This window comes from Dyadobacter soli, assembly GCF_900101885.1.
Classification (GTDB): Bacteria; Bacteroidota; Bacteroidia; order Cytophagales; family Spirosomataceae; genus Dyadobacter; species Dyadobacter soli.
In genome coordinates this window covers 188363-206046 of sequence record NZ_FNAN01000010.1, presented here as the reverse complement: position 1 = coordinate 206046, position 17684 = coordinate 188363, and the positions used below count along the sequence as shown (strand labels likewise).

Genomic DNA, 17684 nt, shown 5'->3' with positions numbered 1-17684 from the left:
TTTAATGTAAAAGGGCCCGTTCCGGCAAATGCTGGAACGGGCCCTTTTCTTTTGCGCCGGTGTTAAACCAGCTGCGCTTTAATGTATTTGATCGTATAACCTTTGGCCGTGAAAATGCCCTCGTAATGTGTGCGCACGCCATGATGCTCATCCAGCAAATGCGACTGGTACAAATCGTAGGTATGTTCGATAATGCGGAAGTTCGGAGCCTCGCCGAGCGTCTGCAAGGTATAATCGTAAAGAAAGTCGCTGTCCGTTTTCAGGAAAAACATACCTCCCTCTTTCAAAAATGCTGCATACCTGGCTAAAAAAGTGGGGTTTGTCAGCCGGTATTTCTCGTTACGGTCGCGTACTTGCGGGTCCGGGTGTATGAGCCAGATCTCACTCAGCTCGCCGTTCCCGAAGAATTCCTCGGAATATTGAATCCCTGCGCGCAGAAAGGCGACATTCGTCAGGTTCTGCTCCGTAGCCAATGCACTTCCGCGCGCAATCCGGTCACCTTTGATATCGACTCCGATGAAGTTTTTCTCAGGAAATTTTTTGCCTAGCCCAACGGTGTATTCTCCTTTGCCGCATGCCAGTTCTGCCACAATCGGGCTTTCGTTATTAAAATATAGCTTATTCCAATTGCCTTTTATTTCCGAATAAAGCGGTTTGCCCGCCTGGACTACATTTTCTGCCTGCTCACTAAACTGGTAATGATGTAACTTTCTTCTTGCCATTATGCTTGTATGCTCTATAAACTTTCAATGTCTGCAACCACAAAGGTACTACCCCCAACGTAAATTGCGTCGGCCGGTGCAGAATCCTTAATAGCCTCTTCAAGGGCTTCATTCACATTTCGGAAGGCCTTGCCTGTCAAACCGTGTTCCAGGGCCCTGGATTGCAGTTCTTCCGCTTTTAATGCCCGCATGTTCGATGGTTCGCAAAAATAGTATTCCGCGTCTTGCGGAAACAGCGACAGCATGGTCGAGATGTCCTTATCCCCTACAAAACCGACAACAAACCGCTTAACTCCCTTGCAAACCGAGTCGAACTGTGCCAAAGTCATTGTAAGACCAGCGGTATTATGTGCCGTATCGCAATAAACGTCAGGACATTGGCGAAGCTGCTGCCAGCGCCCTTTCAGGCCCGTAATTGCACTCACCGACTGCATTGCCTTCCTGATCGAATCATCCGTTATGTTCCAACCCTTCGAGGCCAAGGCTTTTGCCGCAGCCCACACGCCCGCAATATTTTTCAATTGGTAAGAACCCGTCAGGTCCGCCAACAAGTCTTTCATTAAAATCGCTCCGGAGGCTTTTTCCTTCACATCCACGAGCATTTTTCCTTCGTGCAATGCATTAAATACAACTTCGAACGCATTGGAGGCAAAGGTCAGCGGTGCATTGGCAGCCCTGGCAGCAGTCGTAATCACATCACCAATTTCCGTATTCTGGTACTCGCTCACCACGACCGGAACGCCGCTTTTAATGATACCTGCCTTTTCAGCAGCGATTTTGCCCAGCGTATCGCCCAGGAACTGCATATGGTCGAAACTGATATTCGTGATGACCGAAAGTTCCGGCATAATGATATTGGTGGAATCCAGACTGCCACCCATGCCTACCTCTATAACGACCACATCCACATTTGCCTGCTCGAAATAGGAAAATGCCATCGCAACTGTGACTTCAAAGAAGGATGGAGATAATCTATCGATGTTAGATTTCTGATCAGCGACAAATGAAATGATGAAATCTTCGGGTACACATGCCCCGTTTACGCGTATCCGCTCGCGAAAGTCCTTTAAATGAGGCGAAGTATACAGCCCCACCCGGTATCCCGACGCTTGCAGGATCGCTGCCAGCATGTGGGATGTACTCCCTTTTCCATTGGTACCGGCGATGTGGATCGTGGGGTATTTGTCCTGTGGATCACCGAGGGCTTTACATAACTCCCGGGTAGTATGAAGGCCCGGCTTGAAAGCACGGGCCCCGATATTCTGAAAAACCGGTAACCTGTCGTACAGATACCCGATCGTTTCCTGATATGTCATTTAAGTATTAGCGTGAACGTATTTTAAATGTGATAGTACCGATCGATTCGTCCGGTACGTTGGCTGATTTCGGCACGAAAGTAAGGTCTCTTACGGCACTTTTGTATTTATTGACAACCGCATAGTCGGTAACCGTCGTTGCCTGGGTAATGACACTTTTCACACGGCCATTCTTGTCAACCGTAATTTTGAATGTAATATCACCCGTCGCATCCGAATTATCGTCTACAACCGGCCGTCTCGACCAGCTCCAACCGGAGAGGTTAAGACCTACATTGGTCCCTCCACCGCCGCCTTCTCCTTTATAGGTTTTTGCAAAAAGGCTTCCTGTTTTGGATCCTTTATCGCCCACACCTTCCGCGTCGTCGCCGTTGTTGTTCCCGCCAATGCCGGTTTTGGTGCCATTGGTACCGTTGCTTCCCGATTTCGCACCGGAAGATTTGCTGAACAATGCATCCTTGTTAACCGCCTTTTCAGGTGCTGGCTTGGATACGGGTGCCGATGCATTTTCGCTTCCCGTCGATTTTTTGACGTCAGTCTTTTCGGGCGCCTCCACCGGGCTCTCTACCTTCGAAGTGATCGCAGGCTTCTCAGCGACGGTTTTTGTGGGCTTTGGCGACTCTATTTTGGGTGGCGTCGGAGGAGTCGGTTTCGGCGTAGCCACCGATTTTACTTTTTTGACCTCCTCAGCATCCGCTTTCATGTTCTCTCTTACCTTGCTGTCATTGGGTTTATTGTAGGTCTGAACATCGCCTTTACCCACTTTGCTGGTCCCGTAGTTCACTTCCACGAACAATTCCATGGGTTCGACTTTCGGAAGGGATGAGCTTAGCCGGATGAAGAAGAATAAGCCCAACATGGCAATCGTAATCCCAAAGGACCACGCCCATGATATTGCGATTCGCTGCCGGTCTTCTGCCTGTAATGTGATCATTTATTAATCTGGGTTTTTCTTTCGGAAAACGTAAAAGTAGTAAAAAACGTATGCAACAAAAAAAGGAGGCCAAAGACCTCCTTTCTCTATTTTCAGGTTTAAAACCTTATTTTTTCTTGTAAACCCAACCTGCCTCGCCGATTACCGCTTTGAGTTTGGCCGAAGCACGATAGGCATCCGTTTCATTGTCAAATCCATCCACAGCAACCTTCACTTTTTTGCTGCGCTCGTCGCCGGGGATGATCAATGCTTTTGTAAATCCTTTTTCATTCAGCTGAGCGAGCAAAACATTTGCCTGCTTCGTGCCTTTGAATGCGCCGGCAATCACATAAAACTTCGCCGTAGCTATCTCTGCAGGTTTTGTTTCAGCAACCACAGGAGCTGGCGCCGGGGTTGTCGCAACAGGTTCAACCGCATTCACTGGTGCCGAATCAACCGGCATTGAATCCACCTTCGCAACAACTTCTTCCATTACCGGTGAGGGCTGAGGCGTTTTAGCTTCTTCATTGTTGACAACCGTCGTTTCCACAGCCTCTTTGCGGCTGAACATGTCCGCGAACGGGTTCAATGTGCTTTTGATGTATTCGTTTTCAGTGTTAACCAGAAAAAAGCTCAATCCGCAAAGCAAACCCGCAATGACCGCTGCCGCAGCCCAGCCTGTCCAGCGACGTGGCCGTGCTTCTGTTTCCAGTTCAACCACTTCAACGTCGTCACTGATGTATTGGGCCGAGTTTAATGCAGCCACGGGACGAGCCTGTACTTCAACCGCTTTGATCTTTTCGAAGCCAAACCACTCGTCTTTAAAGTACTTACCAGTGTTAGGTTCGAAAACCAGCTTGCCTTCTACATTCTGTTTGAACTCGCCGATGCCGGTAATGCTGGCTTCTCCGTTCACATCCAGGCCCGATCTCAGCCGGTCGGTGTACCCTTTGATGTACTCCACCGCATCCGCATGCGTTACCTTTTCATGGCGCGAAATGTAGTTCGCGAGCAGGCCATCGTCCAGTTTCAGGTACTCATTAAATGCCAGCCTCTTCACAGGCGGCGCGAAAATGCCCGAATTGCCGTCAAAAACCGCCGGTACCTGGTGCGAAAGCAAGGCACCGAAGCCGGGGATGATCACGAATTCGTACTCTCCAATGAGTTTCCGGATGACTGTTTCGACTGCTATCATGAAGCGAAGTTTGGTGTTAACTGAGCGAAGTTAAAAAGAAAAAGACAAACCGGCAATAAAGTTCAGCCCCTGTTGCGGGTAATATTGATACCGCTGATAGTTCTTGCCCAACACATTGTTCAGGTTCACAAATGCCGAGAAGTTCCTGGTTAACAGGTAATCGATTTTCAAATTCAGGTCCGCAACCACCGGCAATTTTGTAACAACTCCTGTCTGAAAATTTTTCGCCTTCATACCTCTCAGCATGTAAAAATCGGCTGTTACGAAGAGCTTTTTGCTGATGGTAAGGGCATTGAACCAGTTCAAAGTAAGGTCGGGACGATGCCACGGCTCTTCTACCATATCAACCGCATAGTCGAAGAAATTGGCTTTGAGCGATGTTTTGAACAACTCGTTGAAATTGTAGCCTGCCTGTGCGGAAATCGTCAGCACTTTGGTCTTGCCCGGATCGTAAATAGCGGAGAAACGGGAAGTGTCCGTCAGCGAATTGTTGTAGGAATAAAAATTCTTGTACGACGTGTAGGCCACTTTTCCTTCATAATTAAAACCGGAACCCATTTCTCCTTTCACACCTGCGCTGATATCCGACGTCTTTTCGGTATTCATGACAAGGACATTCGGCCCAAGCCACTGGTTTTCACTCAGCATGCTTCTTAAAGTATTCCGGACGATGTCACCGTTCCAGCCTGCGAAAATGTGTACGCCTGAAATCGGGGTTACGTCAAGGTTTACCGCCGGAAACGCTCTGGTACGGTTAATGTCAAGCTGGCTATCCGTCTCATTTACAGCATTGATACCCGCAGAAACCGAGAACATATCGTTCACGTACTTGAATGTAGGTTTAACGCGGAAGAGGTTACGGTTGTAGGTAAAGTAGTCGACACGCTGAGAAACGTAGGCATCGGCTTCCAGCAATGCGAAAAATGTTTCCGAAATGGGTACCGAGGCCGTGAGGTTGGTTCCCCAGTCGAGTTCAGACGCATTGTAACGGTCTTTCAACGTATTGAATGCCGTTTTCACCGAGTAATCCACCAGTACCGAAGCGTCGGTGTTTTCAAAACCCAGGTTAAAGCCAAACTGGTTGACCGTCTGGCGGATCGTGTCACGGTCCACCACCACACCTTCCGGCTGTGGCTTGTAGCCGTAGAAATAATAGTTTTTACGGTCAAAATTGAAGCCTGCATCGACTTTGTACTTCGAGCGGATATACTTTCCTCCGATCTTGAAACTCGTAGCGGCATTGGCCGAATTCTTTCCGTCTACCGGGCCGTTGGCTGCCGAAAGGTGTTTCAGCTGCGTGGTAAATGCGAGGTCTTCCTTCGGTCTTCCGCCTACAAATACCTCACCGAGAAAACGGCCATAGTTACCGCCGCCTGCTTTAATGTAATTGTTCAGCGCATCCGGCTCATCCTTGCGGCTTTCTTCATCCGACGACGCGGCCACAGCCGGAGTCAGTTTCGGGGAAGCAATATTGATTTCGGGGTCAACGATCTGGTACGACACCTTCTTTTTACCGGTTTCGCCCTTCACAGGCTGTACCTTGTCGAAAACCCGGTCGGCCGGGGCAAATTCTATGCTTTTATCCTTTAAAATTTCGTAAGTCTGGCTTTCGATCTCCCCTCGTTGCGCGATCGCGAACTGGGAAGAGAAACCCAGTGCCAGCAGAAACAGTGAGGAACGTAATATCTTGGAATGCGTCATGGATAACGAGTTTTTCTGTTTAATGGAACCGTAATGCACGGGTTACTATTGAATTTTGTCCAACTTCTCTTTGGCCATTTGCACCGCTTCCTTATCATCGGAATTATCGATGATGGAATTCAGCGTCGCCTTCGCCTGAACCTTCTCGTTCATGCCCACGTACACGTCCGCGAGCAGAATGAACGAGCGGGCGCGCCAGAAGTCGTATCCCTCGAAATTTTTCCCCAGTTCGATGATGGCCGTTTCCGCTTCCTTGTATTTCTTCTCCTTATAAAGCACCATTGCCGACCAGTACGCCGCTTCCGCACCAAATTCATCCTTGGACGAAGCGGATACCTTCTTAAATTCCTCGCCGGCCTTTTTCAAATCGCCCTTTTCGTACGGAACCTTTCCGAGATACAGCTGAGCCTTGCCCAGGCTGGCTGGAACGATGTTGCCCATATTAATGATCTCTTTCGCGTAATACAGCGTCGAGTCGTAGCTTTTCAAAGTGAAGTAAGTATCCATCAGCCCTGTCCATGCGGTCGCCTGGTCCTTCTTGTTTTCAGCATTGCGCGAAAGAACCCGGAAGTTCGACACCGCATTGTTGAAGTTACCACGACCGATTTCCAGTTCCGCTGAACGTTGCGCGGCTGCGCCTACAAACTGCGAGCGGTTTTGTTGAACCACTTTACCGTAATATTGGAGTGCTTCATTCACGCGGTTGGTCTTATCGTAGGATGACGCGATGAAGTAGGTAGCGTCGTATTGATGCTTGCTGGCCGGGTAGCTCTGCAAAAACGACTGCAATGCGGCGATCGCATTCTCGTATTTCTCTGCATAATACAGGTTACGCACGTTATCGAATTCCACGCCTTCCAGTTTCTCGTTACCGGGGTTGCTTTTACGCACTACACCCAGCACCTGGTTAAACTCTTCCGGACGTCCGACGGCCGAGTAGCTCTCCTGGATACCTTCCAATGCGCTTTCCGCAGAAGGTGAGTCGGAATATTCGGTCAGTATCTTGCGGAAATCGACGATCGCCTGTTCGTACACCTGCAAGTTGTAGTACGACTGTGCCCGACGAAGCAATGCGGCCGGAATGAGCGTGCTTTTCGGCTTCTCGTTGATCATACGGGTAAAGCCTTTCACAGCCGCAGAGTAGCTCTGGTTCTGAAAATCGATGTCGGCAAGCTGGAAATAGGCATTATCCAGGTGCTTCGACTGCGGGTACTGGCTGATCAGCAATTCAAACTGGCGTTTTGCTTCTGCCTCGCGGTTCATGTATACATACGCGCGGGCTTTCTGGAACAGCGCATAATCCTTATCGACTTTGCCTTTCGCAGCTACCTGCTCATACGTGCGGATGGCTTCGTTATAATTTTTGGCGGCCAGGTAACAGTCGGCCAGCCTCGCATGCGCGTCCTCGATCATATCTGCCTCCATTCCTTCGATATTATTGGTAAAATCGCGGAAGTAAGGCAGCGCCTGGCTGTATTTCTTTTGGTTATAATAAATGTATCCCAAAGCGTACAGGCTCTTTTTGGAATAAATACCTGCTTTCGGGTTCTTGGCGATCTGGTTGTACAATGCCGCTGCTTCATCCACACGCTTCAAACCGTAAACAGATTCCGCTTTATAGAACGATGCCGAATTGTAGAGCTCCACATCGATCGGGAATTTGATCGACTTTTCGAACATCTCAATGGCCTGATCAAACCGACCGGCATTGAAATCCGTCACACCTTGGTTATAGGTAAGCCTCTGATACGTACTATTTATTTTAGTATTACGCGATTTTAGCCCCTCAATGTACTTTATTGCCTGTGAGCTGTTGTTCGCACTTGCATATCCTTCGGCCATTAATTCCGTGGCTTCCTCGGTATGCTTGCTTTCCGGGTACTTGGCGATGTAGTTATTCAGCTCTTTTACGGCATCCGCGTTGTTACCCATTTCCAACTGCACTTTGGCGTGGTTATAAGTAGCTTCTTCCTTCACCACAGGGTTAAAGTCCAATGCTGCTGCATTGCCGAATGATGTTAAAGCATTACTTAAATTAGTCGTCTTTAAGTTGCTGATACCCAGTATATATGATGCGTACTGCGAAACAGAATCCTTGCCGTTTCCGATGGGCTTCAATGAGGTTATTGCGCCCTCAAAGTTGTTATTGCGGAATTGTGCGTGGCCGTAATGCAGGGCAACCGTAGGAGGTATCGCGCCTGGTCTCATACGCTTGTAGCGCTCGTAAGCTTTTACCGCATTAGCATAGTCACCCTTCTCGTAATACACCTCCGCCACGTACAAAGCCACATCATCCAATTTGGTATTGCCGCGCTGTGATCCGAGAATCCGCTCACCGTATGCAAGCAGTTCATCGAACTTTTTGAGCTGATAAAGTGAAGAAATGATCCAGTTGGGCGCCTCGTTCTTATAATACGGATGATCTTCGATCCGCTTGAAATCCTGGTATGCTTCCTCAAAATTGTTTTTCTGATAATTGATCACACCAGCGTAGAAAGAAGCGTCGCCCGCATGCTCGAAACCTGCCTCGCCTTTTACCTGGTTGAACAACGGAAGCGCAAGGTCCGGTTGTTTGGTATTATAATAGGACATCGCCAGGCGATAGGTACTTTCCAGTCTCCCCACCCCTGCTCCCGGCGTATTCATCGCCTTTTCGAGGTAAGTGATAGCCTTCTCGTAATTGCCGCTTTCATAATAATATTTACCCAAATCACTGTAAATAAGCTGTGCTTTCGGGTGTTCTGCGTGGTTCTTTACGAACCGGTCAACCTGCACTTCGGCCTCGGGGTAATTGAGATAGAGCCCAGTTACCGCCACATAATACTCGGCCGTAACCTTATTGTAATCGCTCGTGCTGAGCAACTTATCCTGCGTATTCAGGAACTCGCCGAATTCCTGCCTTGCAGCCACGTAATTGGACTTTGCGTAATATTCGAGGCCGTTGCGAAAGTGTGCTTCCGGCTCCGTAATACTAAGCGTATTCTGGGCTACTACGGAAGACGCGCCTACACATACAAACATGCCGATCGTGGAGGCGCTGCGTTTAAAAACCATAGATACTGAGTTGGTGGAGTTTTGAATTAAGTTGTTGTGGTCTGCCATATCCTGACAAAAGAATATTTTGGTGCTCACTTACCGCTTAAAATTGTTTGCTATCTAACGAAAAGCATACTAAAACCGTATACGTGCGCGCGTCAGGAATACGCTGTCTGGCCTAAAAAAGCACATTATTGCGTACGAGCGTTCCATTAAAATCGGCGTGCATGGCATCGAACCGGTCGGCGATAGCCTGCGTGAACGCTTCGTCCATGCACCCTTCCAACTCGTCGGTCGAAGCTACTTCGTAATCATCGATTTTGTAAGTTTGCTCATACATTCCGGATTCGATCTTAACGATGTACTTGCTGTTCCATTGGTAAAGACCGATTTTGTAGCGAGGATTAGGGATGTCCTTGATGTACCTCATAACTGGTGTTCTTACTGTTACTAATTATATGTTATTCAAATTCAATACATTAACTCGGATACTAATTTTAGTACTAATTTTATTCAACTGCACTGGTCAGAATAAAAAGGATGCTGCCGATTTTTTCCTGAAAGGCAACCTTGCACTAAATCAAAAGAACTATGCCGAAGCGCTGAGGCTATACGACGAAGCGATTGCCAAAAATGCAGATTTTTCGGACGCCTATCTCAACAAGGGAATAACTTTGTTGAAATTGGGACGTGTCGAAGATGCGTACGAGATTTTGACAGAGGCGATCGGCATCGATCCTACGCTCACACAGGCAAATCTCGTGCGCTCGGAAGCAGCGCTCGATTTGGGCCGCTTGAAGGAGGCCCGGGAAGATTTGTCACAAATCGAAAAGCAATACCAGGACTCCACCCGCTTCCACCTCGTGAAAGGCAACCTGCTCGATGCGGAAGGTAATCCCTCGCTCGCCATTCCGGAATACGACGCGGCGCTCCGGTTGAGCAAAACGAACGTAGAAGCTTATGTGAACCGCGGCGCAGTGTATTACCGGATGGGTTCTTACGCCGAGGCCAGGCTGGACTTCGAAACTGCCGTGGCGCTCGATCCTGCACAGCCGCAAGCATTGAACAACCTCGGCCTTATCGCTTCGAAAAGCAAGCAATGGCCGAAAGCCATCGCCTACTTTGACCAGGTACTGGGCCGCGACCCGACCGAGCCCTATTCGCTCAACAACAAAGCCTATGCATTGCTGCAAACCGGTAAGGCGGAAGATGCCCACGCGCTTATCGAAAAGTCGCTGGATAAACTGCCGAAGAACGGCTATGCATTGCGCAACCTGGGCATCTATTATCAACAGAAGGGAAGCCTTTCGGAAGCATTGAATGCTTTCAACAAGGCCATCGACATTGCCGAGCCTGTGGAATTGCTCTACGGATTGACCGGGCAAGCCTACTTCCTTCAAAAGAACACCGCAGAAGCCTGTAAAATATGGAAGCAGGGAGTCGTCTTGAAAGACTCCCTGGCAATAGCCGAGGCGGCTAAATATTGTCGGTAGTAAGCCTAATGTGCCGAGCGTTTGAGTTCCTTCCAGGCTCTTGTGTTTTCAACGGGATCGGTAAACCCTTCGAGCAGGGCGGTCCCGTTGAAATTCAAAAATTCCTTCACGGTTGCTTCGGTCCCTGACAGGTCTGAAACACGGAAATATGCAATTCCCGAATCCTCGCACGTGCGTTGCGCGGAAAACGAATGTCTCGTCTCAAAAAAGGTTTCCAGCTCCGGCAAGCTCCCCGGGCCGTCGATCATCCGGAAGATGTTTCCGCCGGCGTTGTTCAGCACCACGATTTTCAGGTTCGGCGGCAGATTGTCGATCAGCAGGCCGTTCCGGTCGTACAGGAACGCCACGTCGCCGACGACCAATAATGTCGGTTGATCATTCACCCTCGCCGCACCTATGGCGGTACTTACACAGCCATCGATTCCACTCGTACCGCGGTTCGCAAATACGCCTGACCATTGGTTTTCGGTCGCAAGTACATTCGCGTACCTCACCGACATACTGTTGGCAATATGTAACTGAATATTATTTTCTGTAAACTTAAAAGTTGAATCTAACAAAGTTAAGTCACTGAACATTGATAGATTTTGAAGCATTTCGTACTTTGATTTCTGCGCATTTCGCTCGTTTTGCAGCCATAGTGAACAAAAAGATGTGTCATGACCTAAGTCTGAATTTTCGACAAATGATTGATAATCAAGTTTTTCAAATAGGTTTTCAAAAAATACCACTGCCTTGCCGGGGATTTCCCGTGTGACAGACTGGAACGCATCGGCCAGGAACGCATCTTCCCCAATGTGCCAATGGTGTCTGGGAGGATTTTTGCGGATAAATTGCTTGAATTCCTTCGATAGAAAGGACATTCCAAATGTGATCAGCAAATCGGGACGGAGATTTTCAGAGTCCTGCCTGCCCATGAACAGGTCGTGATGACGGATGAATTCGTTACCCGATAGATTCGCGATACAGTCACCCAGTACCGGTATTTGCCATTCTTCCGTAATGCGGCCCAGTACCGCATTCAATGCAGCGTCAGGCTTGCCCTGGCCGACTGCTATCAGGATTTTCGGCGCACTCCCCCATTCGTCCAACAGCTCTTCCCAGACGTTCTGCGGCCACACAGTCTCTTTTTCCTGCCTTTTGATAACCCTTACCGCTGTCGACGCCCTGAAATCTTCGTCAGATTTCGGGTAAAACGGCTCTCGAATGGGCACATTAATATGAACAGGCCCGTTTGGAGCTATGGAAGACAGGTTAATAGCCTCGTTAACTACGCGGTTAATCGCCCATTGCACGTCCGGATGCTGGTAATCCGGTGAAACTTCGAACGAACGCTTCACATGCGGGCCGAAAATGCCCGTTTGGTAAATCGTCTGGCCATCATATTGATGCTGCCATTCCTTTGGCCGGTCGGCCGTGAGCACGAGCAATGGTATTTGCTGAAAAAACGCCTCAGAAACGGCCGGAGCGAAGTTGTAGGCCGCACTGCCCGAGGTGCATATCAAAACCACGGGAGAATCGATTTGCTGGGCCATTCCGAGGGCAATGAAGCCGGCCGAGCGCTCGTCTATACATACGTGCGCCTGGAAGCCCCCGTGCCGCGCGAATGCGAGCGTCAGCGCGGCGCTGCGCGAGCCGGGAGATATTACGACGTGCCGGATGCCCTGCTGGTAGCAGATCTCGGCCATGTCGATCAAAGGTTGTAAAATAGCCATATCACAAATGAAAATAGCCTCCCGAAAGAGGCTATTTAAATGAAATTAGAAGGTTTGCATTGGAATATGCATTAACCCAAATAAGTTTTCAAAGCTTTGCTTCTGGAAACGTGGCGCAGTCTGCGGATCGCTTTTTCCTTGATCTGGCGCACGCGTTCACGGGTGAGGTTGAACTTCTCCCCGATCTCTTCCAAAGTCATCGCATGCTCGCCGTTCAGGCCGAAATACAAGGCGATTACGTCCGCTTCGCGTTGCGTAAGCGTGCACAATGCGCGTTGTACTTCTTTGCGGAGCGATTCGTTCACGAGGCCGGAATCCGGTTTGTCTTCCAGGTCATTTTCCAGAACGTCCAAAAGGCTGTTTTCTTCGCCTTGTACGAATGGCGCGTCCATGGAAACGTGGCGTCCGGAGATCTTCATCGTATCCACTACCTCGGAAGAAGAGATTTCCAGTACTTCCGCCAACTCCTCCGGCGATGGTTCGCGTTCGAAACGCTGTTCCAGCTCGGAGAAAGTTTTTGAAATTTTATTCAGTGAACCTACACGGTTGAGGGGTAAACGCACGATACGTGACTGCTCCGCCAACGCTTGCAGGATCGACTGACGAATCCACCAAACCGCGTATGAAATGAATTTAAAACCCCTTGTTTCGTCAAAACGCTGTGCTGCCTTGATCAGACCGAGGTTTCCCTCGTTGATCAGGTCACCCAGCGACAAGCCTTGATTCTGATATTGCTTAGCAACGGACACCACGAAACGCAGGTTCGCTTTGGTCAAACGTTCCAAAGCCAGCTGGTCTCCATCCCTGATTTTCTGAGCTAACGTCACCTCCTCATCCGGCGTTAGCAAATCCACCTTACCGATCTCCTGCAAATACTTGTCTAACGATTGACTTTCACGGTTGGTAATTTGCTTACTGATCTTTAGCTGTCTCATCTATGTCTTTATTAAGTATGTTATATAACGACGTTTACCGTTCCTGCCTAGAAGAACACTGAATTAATCTTTTTTGTTCTCAGGCTTTGGTAACAATACTTTGCGTGAAAGGCGGTATTTGCCGGTTTTCTTGTCGATTTCGACGAGCTTCACCTGCACCTCTTCTCCTACTTCCAGAACGCCGTCCATTTTTTCGAGGCGTTCCCACTTGATCTCGGAAATGTGCAACAAACCGTCTTTGCCGGGGAGGAATTCAACGAACGCTCCGAAAGGCATAATCGACTTCACTTTGCCGGTATACAGCTCACCGATTTCAGGCACGAGGATAATGCCTTTAACCCGTGCAACCGCTTTATCCATGGAAGACTTATCGGCAGAGAATATACTTACGAAGCCCGCGCCATCCTTCTCTTCGATAGAGATCGTTGCGCCGGATTCTTTTTGAATGTCCTGAACTACTTTTCCGCCTGGTCCGATCACCGCACCGATCATCTCGCGGTCGATCTTGATCACGATCGCACGTGGTGTATGTGGTTTCAGGTCAGGACGGCTTTCGGTAATGGTTTTGTTCATTTCACCGAGGATGTGCAGACGGCCCGCTTTGGCCTGCATCAATGCTTCTGTCAGCACTTCAAATGAAAGTCCGTTCACTTTCATATCCATTTGACAAGCGGTAATACCCTGCTCGGTTCCGGTCACTTTGAAGTCCATATCGCCCAGGTGATCTTCGTCACCGAGGATGTCGGAAAGAACCGCGTATTTACCGGTTGCTTCATCCGAGATAAGGCCCATGGCGATACCAGATACCGGCGCTTTGATTTTCAGACCTGAGTCCATCAATGCCAAAGAACCTGCACAAACTGTCGCCATTGACGACGAACCATTTGATTCGAGGATATCTGAAACGATACGGATAGTATATGGGTTGTCGTCTACCGCAGGCAACACTTTTTTAAGCGCCCGCAATGCAAGATTACCGTGGCCTACCTCACGACGGCCAGGACCGCGGTTAGGCTTCACTTCGCCGGTTGAGAAACCTGGGAAGTTGTAGTGCAGCATGAATTTGCTGTAACCGTATTTCAATGGGGTGTCAACGATCTGCTCGTCTTGCTTTGTACCAAGCGTTACCGTGGTCAACGATTGCGTTTCTCCACGTGTAAACAATGCAGAACCGTGTGCGTTCGGCAGGTAATCCACTTCCGAAGCGATAGGCCTTACCTGATCCAGCGCACGGCCGTCGAGGCGTTTTCTTTCGTCCAGTACCAGGCGGCGTGAAGCTTCCCAAACGAGATCGTTGAAATAGCGTTTCGCCAGGCTCTCGCTGAACGTTTCTTTTTCTTCTTCGGTAATGGTTGTTTTGAATTCTTCCCAAACAGCTTTGAAACCGTCTTTTCTAACAGTCTTGTTGGTAGAACCCAATTGCGTTACCGCATATATTTTGCCATAAGCGAACTCGCGGAGACGTGCTTCGAGCGCTTCGTCCGCAGGATCGCCTACGTATTCTCTTTTCTCTGTTTTGCCAACCGCTGCTTCGAATTCTTTCAAAGCCAGGCATTGGGTTTTGATAACTTCGTGTGCGATTTTCAATGCTTCGATCACTTCCTCTTCCGAAACTTCGCTCATTTCACCTTCCACCATCGCGATATCGTTATACGTCGCGCCTACCATCAGGTCGAGGGTTGCATTTGCCAATGCAGTGGTTCCCGGGTTAATCACATATTCGCCGTCGATTTTCGCAACACGAACTTCTGAAACCGGTCCGCCGAAAGGAATATCGGATGCCGCCAATGCAGCAGATGCCGCCAATGCAGCGAGTGCGTCAGGCAATGCTTCCGCGTCGGCAGAGATCAAAAGGATGTTTACTTGTACTTCGGCATGGTAATCCTCGGGGAACAATGGGCGCAGAACGCGGTCCACCAAACGGCTTGTCAACACCTCGTGGTCCGACAGCTTGCCCTCGCGGCGCTGGAAGCTTCCCGGGATACGTCCAGCAGACGCGAATTTTTCCTGGTAGTCAACCGACAATGGCAGGAAGTCGAGGCCTTCCTTAATATCTTTATTAGCCACAACCGTAGCCAGCAACATGGTGTTACCCATTCTGACCACCACCGATCCGTCGGCTTGCTTTGCTAATTTTCCTGTTTCAATTGTGATTTCCCTGCCGTCCGGTAAGGTTATAGTCTTGGTAACTATATTAAAGAGCATAGATTATTTGATTTTTGTAGCTGTGAAACGCCGTCCTGACGCCCCGGTAATGTTCTGTTTTCCGCAAAAAATCAGGGAACTCTCACATGATGTCAAGTTCCCTGATTTCAAATTACTTACGTATGTTCAATTCGGCGATGATCGCACGGTAGCGATTGATGTCTTTTTTGTAAAGATAATCCAACAATCTTCTGCGCTTTCCTACCATTTTGAGGAGGCCCAGACGTGTATCATTATCTTTCTTGTGCGTTTTGAGGTGCTCGTTCAGATAATTGATACGGTACGTAAATAAAGCAATTTGTGATTCAGCAGAGCCCGTGTCGGCGCCCTCCTTTTTAAAACCTTTCGATTCGAAGATCTCGCTCTTCTTTTCCGCGGTTAAATACATGATTGTAACAACAGATTAAAGTAATATGTAGTAATTACGGCACCTTGCCGCAAATAAGGTTGCAAAAGTAGGCCTTTTAAACCGGTTTTTAAAATAATTTAAATTAATTATGAGTGATAAGCTCCCTTTTGCCAAATCTACTTGTCCATTTTGACTTAATTCTTTTGAAGAACATCTGGTAAACATCCTTATCGAAAAGTCGCGAATCGCTTCTGGCGCGGTCGATAAAGTAAATACCCGCCGAAAACAGAATGGCATTCGCCATCCACGCGCCGATCGGAACGGCTACCAACCCTTCCTTCACCCATTTATCCCCCTGGTTAGTCAATACATACAACAGGATAAAGAAAAGGATCGAAACCAGCACCGGTACCCCAAAGCCCCCTTTCTTGATAATGGCCCCCAGCGGAGCGCCGATCAGGAACATGATCAGGCAGGAAATCGCATTGGTGTATTTGTGGTGACGTTCCAGCTCATATTTGCTCGCGTCCTTCAATTTGGTTTGCAAATATTCCTGCTGCGACTTAATGTAGCTAAGCATACTGTTCGAAGCCGCCTTGGTATTCACCAGAATCTCTTTTTTCAAACTATCGGAAACGGGCTTGGTCAGCAGCGAATCGATCCATTTGCCGGACTTCACCGTTTTATCGGTGCCTTCACGGTAGTTGTAGGAATAATACTGCTGGCTGCCGGCCACCAGGTTTTTCTTCGTTTCCTGGTAAGAAGTACGCAATGAATCCGCGGTAGAAGTCAGATCATCGATGTTCTTCATAAACTCGTGGTATTTGAACTGCCCCTCGTCCGTACGCTTCATACCGAACGACGCAAGACTTTCCGTCAGGCGGTAATGCTTGAACGACTGGCGGTTGAAATTCGAATAAGGCGTCGGCGTGCCGGCGGGCGAAGATATATACACCGGCCGCGAACTCCCCGAACCCTGCTCGTCGGTATAGCGGGTGCCGTTATATAGCTCGATCACGAGGTAACGGTTCTCATTAATCGAATACATTCTTCCGGAATCCGCGAGGATGATTTCCACGTTTCCCAGCTCGTACGACCGGCTGTGATGCTTGTAAATCACCATACCGATCATCTTGCCATTATCCAGCTTTTCATCGACTTTGATGCTGTAACCGGGCAAATCATTGTAAAAAATCCCTTCCTTGATCTTCAATGTAGCCTTGGTCGTTTTAATGTCATACAGCAAACTATACCCTTTCAGGTTAGCCCAGGGCGAGACGCGGTCATTGAAATAAAACGAGAAAATGCTGATCCCTACGGCGACGACAAACATCGGCGCCATGGCCCGTACCACGGAAATACCGGCACTTTTAATGGCTGTAAGCTCGAAGAATTCACCCAGGTTGCCGAATGCCATCAGCGAGGAAAGCAGCATCGCCAGCGGCAATGCGGTGGGCACCGTTATGAGGCTGAAAAAGAAGAATAGCTGTGCATAGTCTATGACATTCAGGTCCTTGGACACGAAGTCATCTATATAAAAGATCATGATCCGCATCAGGAAGACGAACACCACGACCGACATTGTAATCACAAAAGGTCCCCAAAAGGACGTTAAAATAAGCTTATCCAGCTTTTTCATCAACTACCAACTATTTCTCTTAAACTATCAATAAATCCTTCCCACAGCGACGTCAGCTCGTCCTTGTCTTTATTCGACGAGTAGTCTATCACGCGCAAAAAGGTTGTCTGGGTTAACTCGCTAACTTCTAATTTTAGTTCCAGGTGGTTGTTATCTAAATTATCATCACTGGTATCCTCAAAATCGAAACGCACTGCCTTATTAATTCTCAGCCCAGTCTGCCGGGCGATGTGGCTCTCCCCGTCCCATTGGAAATCGTAACGGTGGTCGGGCAGCACAGTGACCTTCTCGGCGAACCATTGTTGGAGGCCCGAGGGCGTGGAAATATATGGAAAGAGAACTTTAGGGGAGGATCGCAATTCAAATTCGGTAATAAATTTATATTTTTCCATATGTGCTGAAATTAAAGGAGCGGCCTCGTTAGCGCTTGCCTTATGTGCTGATTTAAAAGTTGTAATATAACAT

At 48.6% G+C, this 17684-nt stretch carries 14 protein-coding genes; 1 reads left to right on the top strand and 13 read right to left on the bottom strand.

What is annotated here, in order from left to right:
- Positions 1-62: 62 nt before the first annotated feature.
- From trmB to BLQ88_RS17845, 7 genes are all read right to left on the bottom strand, one after another.
- Positions 63-722 carry a tRNA (guanosine(46)-N7)-methyltransferase TrmB gene (trmB, locus tag BLQ88_RS17875; RefSeq protein ID WP_090152873.1) on the bottom strand — a complete coding sequence of 220 codons (660 nt, stop codon included), beginning with the start codon at positions 720-722 and terminating at the stop codon, positions 63-65.
- Positions 723-736: 14 nt separating this feature from the next.
- Positions 737-2038 carry a bifunctional folylpolyglutamate synthase/dihydrofolate synthase gene (locus tag BLQ88_RS17870; RefSeq protein WP_090152872.1) on the bottom strand — a complete coding sequence of 434 codons (1302 nt, stop codon included), beginning with the start codon at positions 2036-2038 and terminating at the stop codon, positions 737-739.
- Between the two features lie 7 nt (positions 2039-2045).
- Positions 2046-2972 carry a hypothetical protein gene (locus BLQ88_RS17865; protein ID WP_090152870.1) on the bottom strand — a complete coding sequence of 309 codons (927 nt, stop codon included), beginning with the start codon at positions 2970-2972 and terminating at the stop codon, positions 2046-2048.
- A 106-nt stretch (positions 2973-3078) separates the two neighbouring features.
- Positions 3079-4146 (bottom strand): HU domain-containing protein, encoded by a 1068-nt coding sequence (locus BLQ88_RS17860; protein WP_090152868.1) that lies wholly within the window; start codon positions 4144-4146, stop codon positions 3079-3081.
- Positions 4147-4176: 30 nt separating this feature from the next.
- On the bottom strand, positions 4177-5847 hold the full coding sequence (locus tag BLQ88_RS17855) for a TonB-dependent receptor (RefSeq protein ID WP_090152866.1): 1671 nt from the start codon (positions 5845-5847) through the stop codon (positions 4177-4179).
- Positions 5848-5892: 45 nt separating this feature from the next.
- Positions 5893-8901, bottom strand: a complete 3009-nt coding sequence (locus tag BLQ88_RS17850; RefSeq protein ID WP_229212732.1) for a tetratricopeptide repeat protein — start codon at positions 8899-8901, stop codon at positions 5893-5895.
- Positions 8902-9061: 160 nt separating this feature from the next.
- The gene (locus tag BLQ88_RS17845) at positions 9062-9313 is read right to left on the bottom strand and encodes a hypothetical protein (RefSeq protein WP_090152862.1); all 252 of its coding nucleotides are present in this window, start codon (positions 9311-9313) and stop codon (positions 9062-9064) included.
- Between the two features lie 28 nt (positions 9314-9341).
- On the opposite strand from BLQ88_RS17845, the gene BLQ88_RS17840 reads away from it, so the two are divergent.
- Entirely contained in the window at positions 9342-10376 is a 1035-nt protein-coding gene (locus BLQ88_RS17840; RefSeq protein WP_090153168.1) for a tetratricopeptide repeat protein, read from the top strand.
- A 5-nt stretch (positions 10377-10381) separates the two neighbouring features.
- On the opposite strand, the gene menD is transcribed toward BLQ88_RS17840, so the two are convergent.
- The 6 genes from menD to BLQ88_RS17810 all read right to left on the bottom strand — a co-directional run bounded on the left by menD (position 10382) and on the right by BLQ88_RS17810 (position 17611).
- Entirely contained in the window at positions 10382-12064 is a 1683-nt protein-coding gene (menD, locus tag BLQ88_RS17835) for a 2-succinyl-5-enolpyruvyl-6-hydroxy-3-cyclohexene-1-carboxylic-acid synthase (protein ID WP_229212731.1), read from the bottom strand.
- Positions 12065-12162: 98 nt separating this feature from the next.
- Positions 12163-13026, bottom strand: a complete 864-nt coding sequence (locus BLQ88_RS17830; protein WP_015810559.1) for a sigma-70 family RNA polymerase sigma factor — start codon at positions 13024-13026, stop codon at positions 12163-12165.
- Positions 13027-13089: 63 nt separating this feature from the next.
- A complete protein-coding gene (gene pnp, locus BLQ88_RS17825; RefSeq protein ID WP_090152856.1) occupies positions 13090-15231 on the bottom strand; it encodes a polyribonucleotide nucleotidyltransferase in 2142 nt (713 codons plus the stop codon).
- 112 nt (positions 15232-15343) lie between these two features.
- Positions 15344-15619, bottom strand: coding sequence for a 30S ribosomal protein S15 (gene rpsO, locus BLQ88_RS17820; RefSeq protein ID WP_090152853.1), 276 nt, complete (start codon positions 15617-15619; stop codon positions 15344-15346).
- Positions 15620-15722: 103 nt separating this feature from the next.
- Entirely contained in the window at positions 15723-17219 is a 1497-nt protein-coding gene (locus BLQ88_RS17815) for an LptF/LptG family permease (protein ID WP_090152851.1), read from the bottom strand.
- The gene (locus BLQ88_RS17810) at positions 17219-17611 is read right to left on the bottom strand and encodes an START-like domain-containing protein (protein WP_090152849.1); all 393 of its coding nucleotides are present in this window, start codon (positions 17609-17611) and stop codon (positions 17219-17221) included. Before BLQ88_RS17810 ends, BLQ88_RS17815 begins: the two co-directional genes overlap by 1 nt.
- Positions 17612-17684 lie beyond the last annotated feature (73 nt).

What these genes read in the sequence shown, in the direction of transcription:
- trmB (WP_090152873.1), bottom strand. Translation starts at nt 722, where the DNA reads ATGGCAAGAAGAAAGTTACATCATTACCAGTTTAGTGAGCAGGCAGAA.
- BLQ88_RS17870 (WP_090152872.1), bottom strand. Translation starts at nt 2,038, where the DNA reads ATGACATATCAGGAAACGATCGGGTATCTGTACGACAGGTTACCGGTT.
- BLQ88_RS17865 (WP_090152870.1), bottom strand. Translation starts at nt 2,972, where the DNA reads ATGATCACATTACAGGCAGAAGACCGGCAGCGAATCGCAATATCATGG.
- BLQ88_RS17860 (WP_090152868.1), bottom strand. Translation starts at nt 4,146, where the DNA reads ATGATAGCAGTCGAAACAGTCATCCGGAAACTCATTGGAGAGTACGAA.
- BLQ88_RS17855 (WP_090152866.1), bottom strand. Translation starts at nt 5,847, where the DNA reads ATGACGCATTCCAAGATATTACGTTCCTCACTGTTTCTGCTGGCACTG.
- BLQ88_RS17850 (WP_229212732.1), bottom strand. Translation starts at nt 8,901, where the DNA reads ATGGTTTTTAAACGCAGCGCCTCCACGATCGGCATGTTTGTATGTGTA.
- BLQ88_RS17845 (WP_090152862.1), bottom strand. Translation starts at nt 9,313, where the DNA reads ATGAGGTACATCAAGGACATCCCTAATCCTCGCTACAAAATCGGTCTT.
- BLQ88_RS17840 (WP_090153168.1), top strand. Translation starts at nt 9,342, where the DNA reads ATGTTATTCAAATTCAATACATTAACTCGGATACTAATTTTAGTACTA.
- menD (WP_229212731.1), bottom strand. Translation starts at nt 12,064, where the DNA reads ATGGCCGAGATCTGCTACCAGCAGGGCATCCGGCACGTCGTAATATCT.
- BLQ88_RS17830 (WP_015810559.1), bottom strand. Translation starts at nt 13,026, where the DNA reads ATGAGACAGCTAAAGATCAGTAAGCAAATTACCAACCGTGAAAGTCAA.
- pnp (WP_090152856.1), bottom strand. Translation starts at nt 15,231, where the DNA reads ATGCTCTTTAATATAGTTACCAAGACTATAACCTTACCGGACGGCAGG.
- rpsO (WP_090152853.1), bottom strand. Translation starts at nt 15,619, where the DNA reads ATGTATTTAACCGCGGAAAAGAAGAGCGAGATCTTCGAATCGAAAGGT.
- BLQ88_RS17815 (WP_090152851.1), bottom strand. Translation starts at nt 17,219, where the DNA reads ATGAAAAAGCTGGATAAGCTTATTTTAACGTCCTTTTGGGGACCTTTT.
- BLQ88_RS17810 (WP_090152849.1), bottom strand. Translation starts at nt 17,611, where the DNA reads ATGGAAAAATATAAATTTATTACCGAATTTGAATTGCGATCCTCCCCT.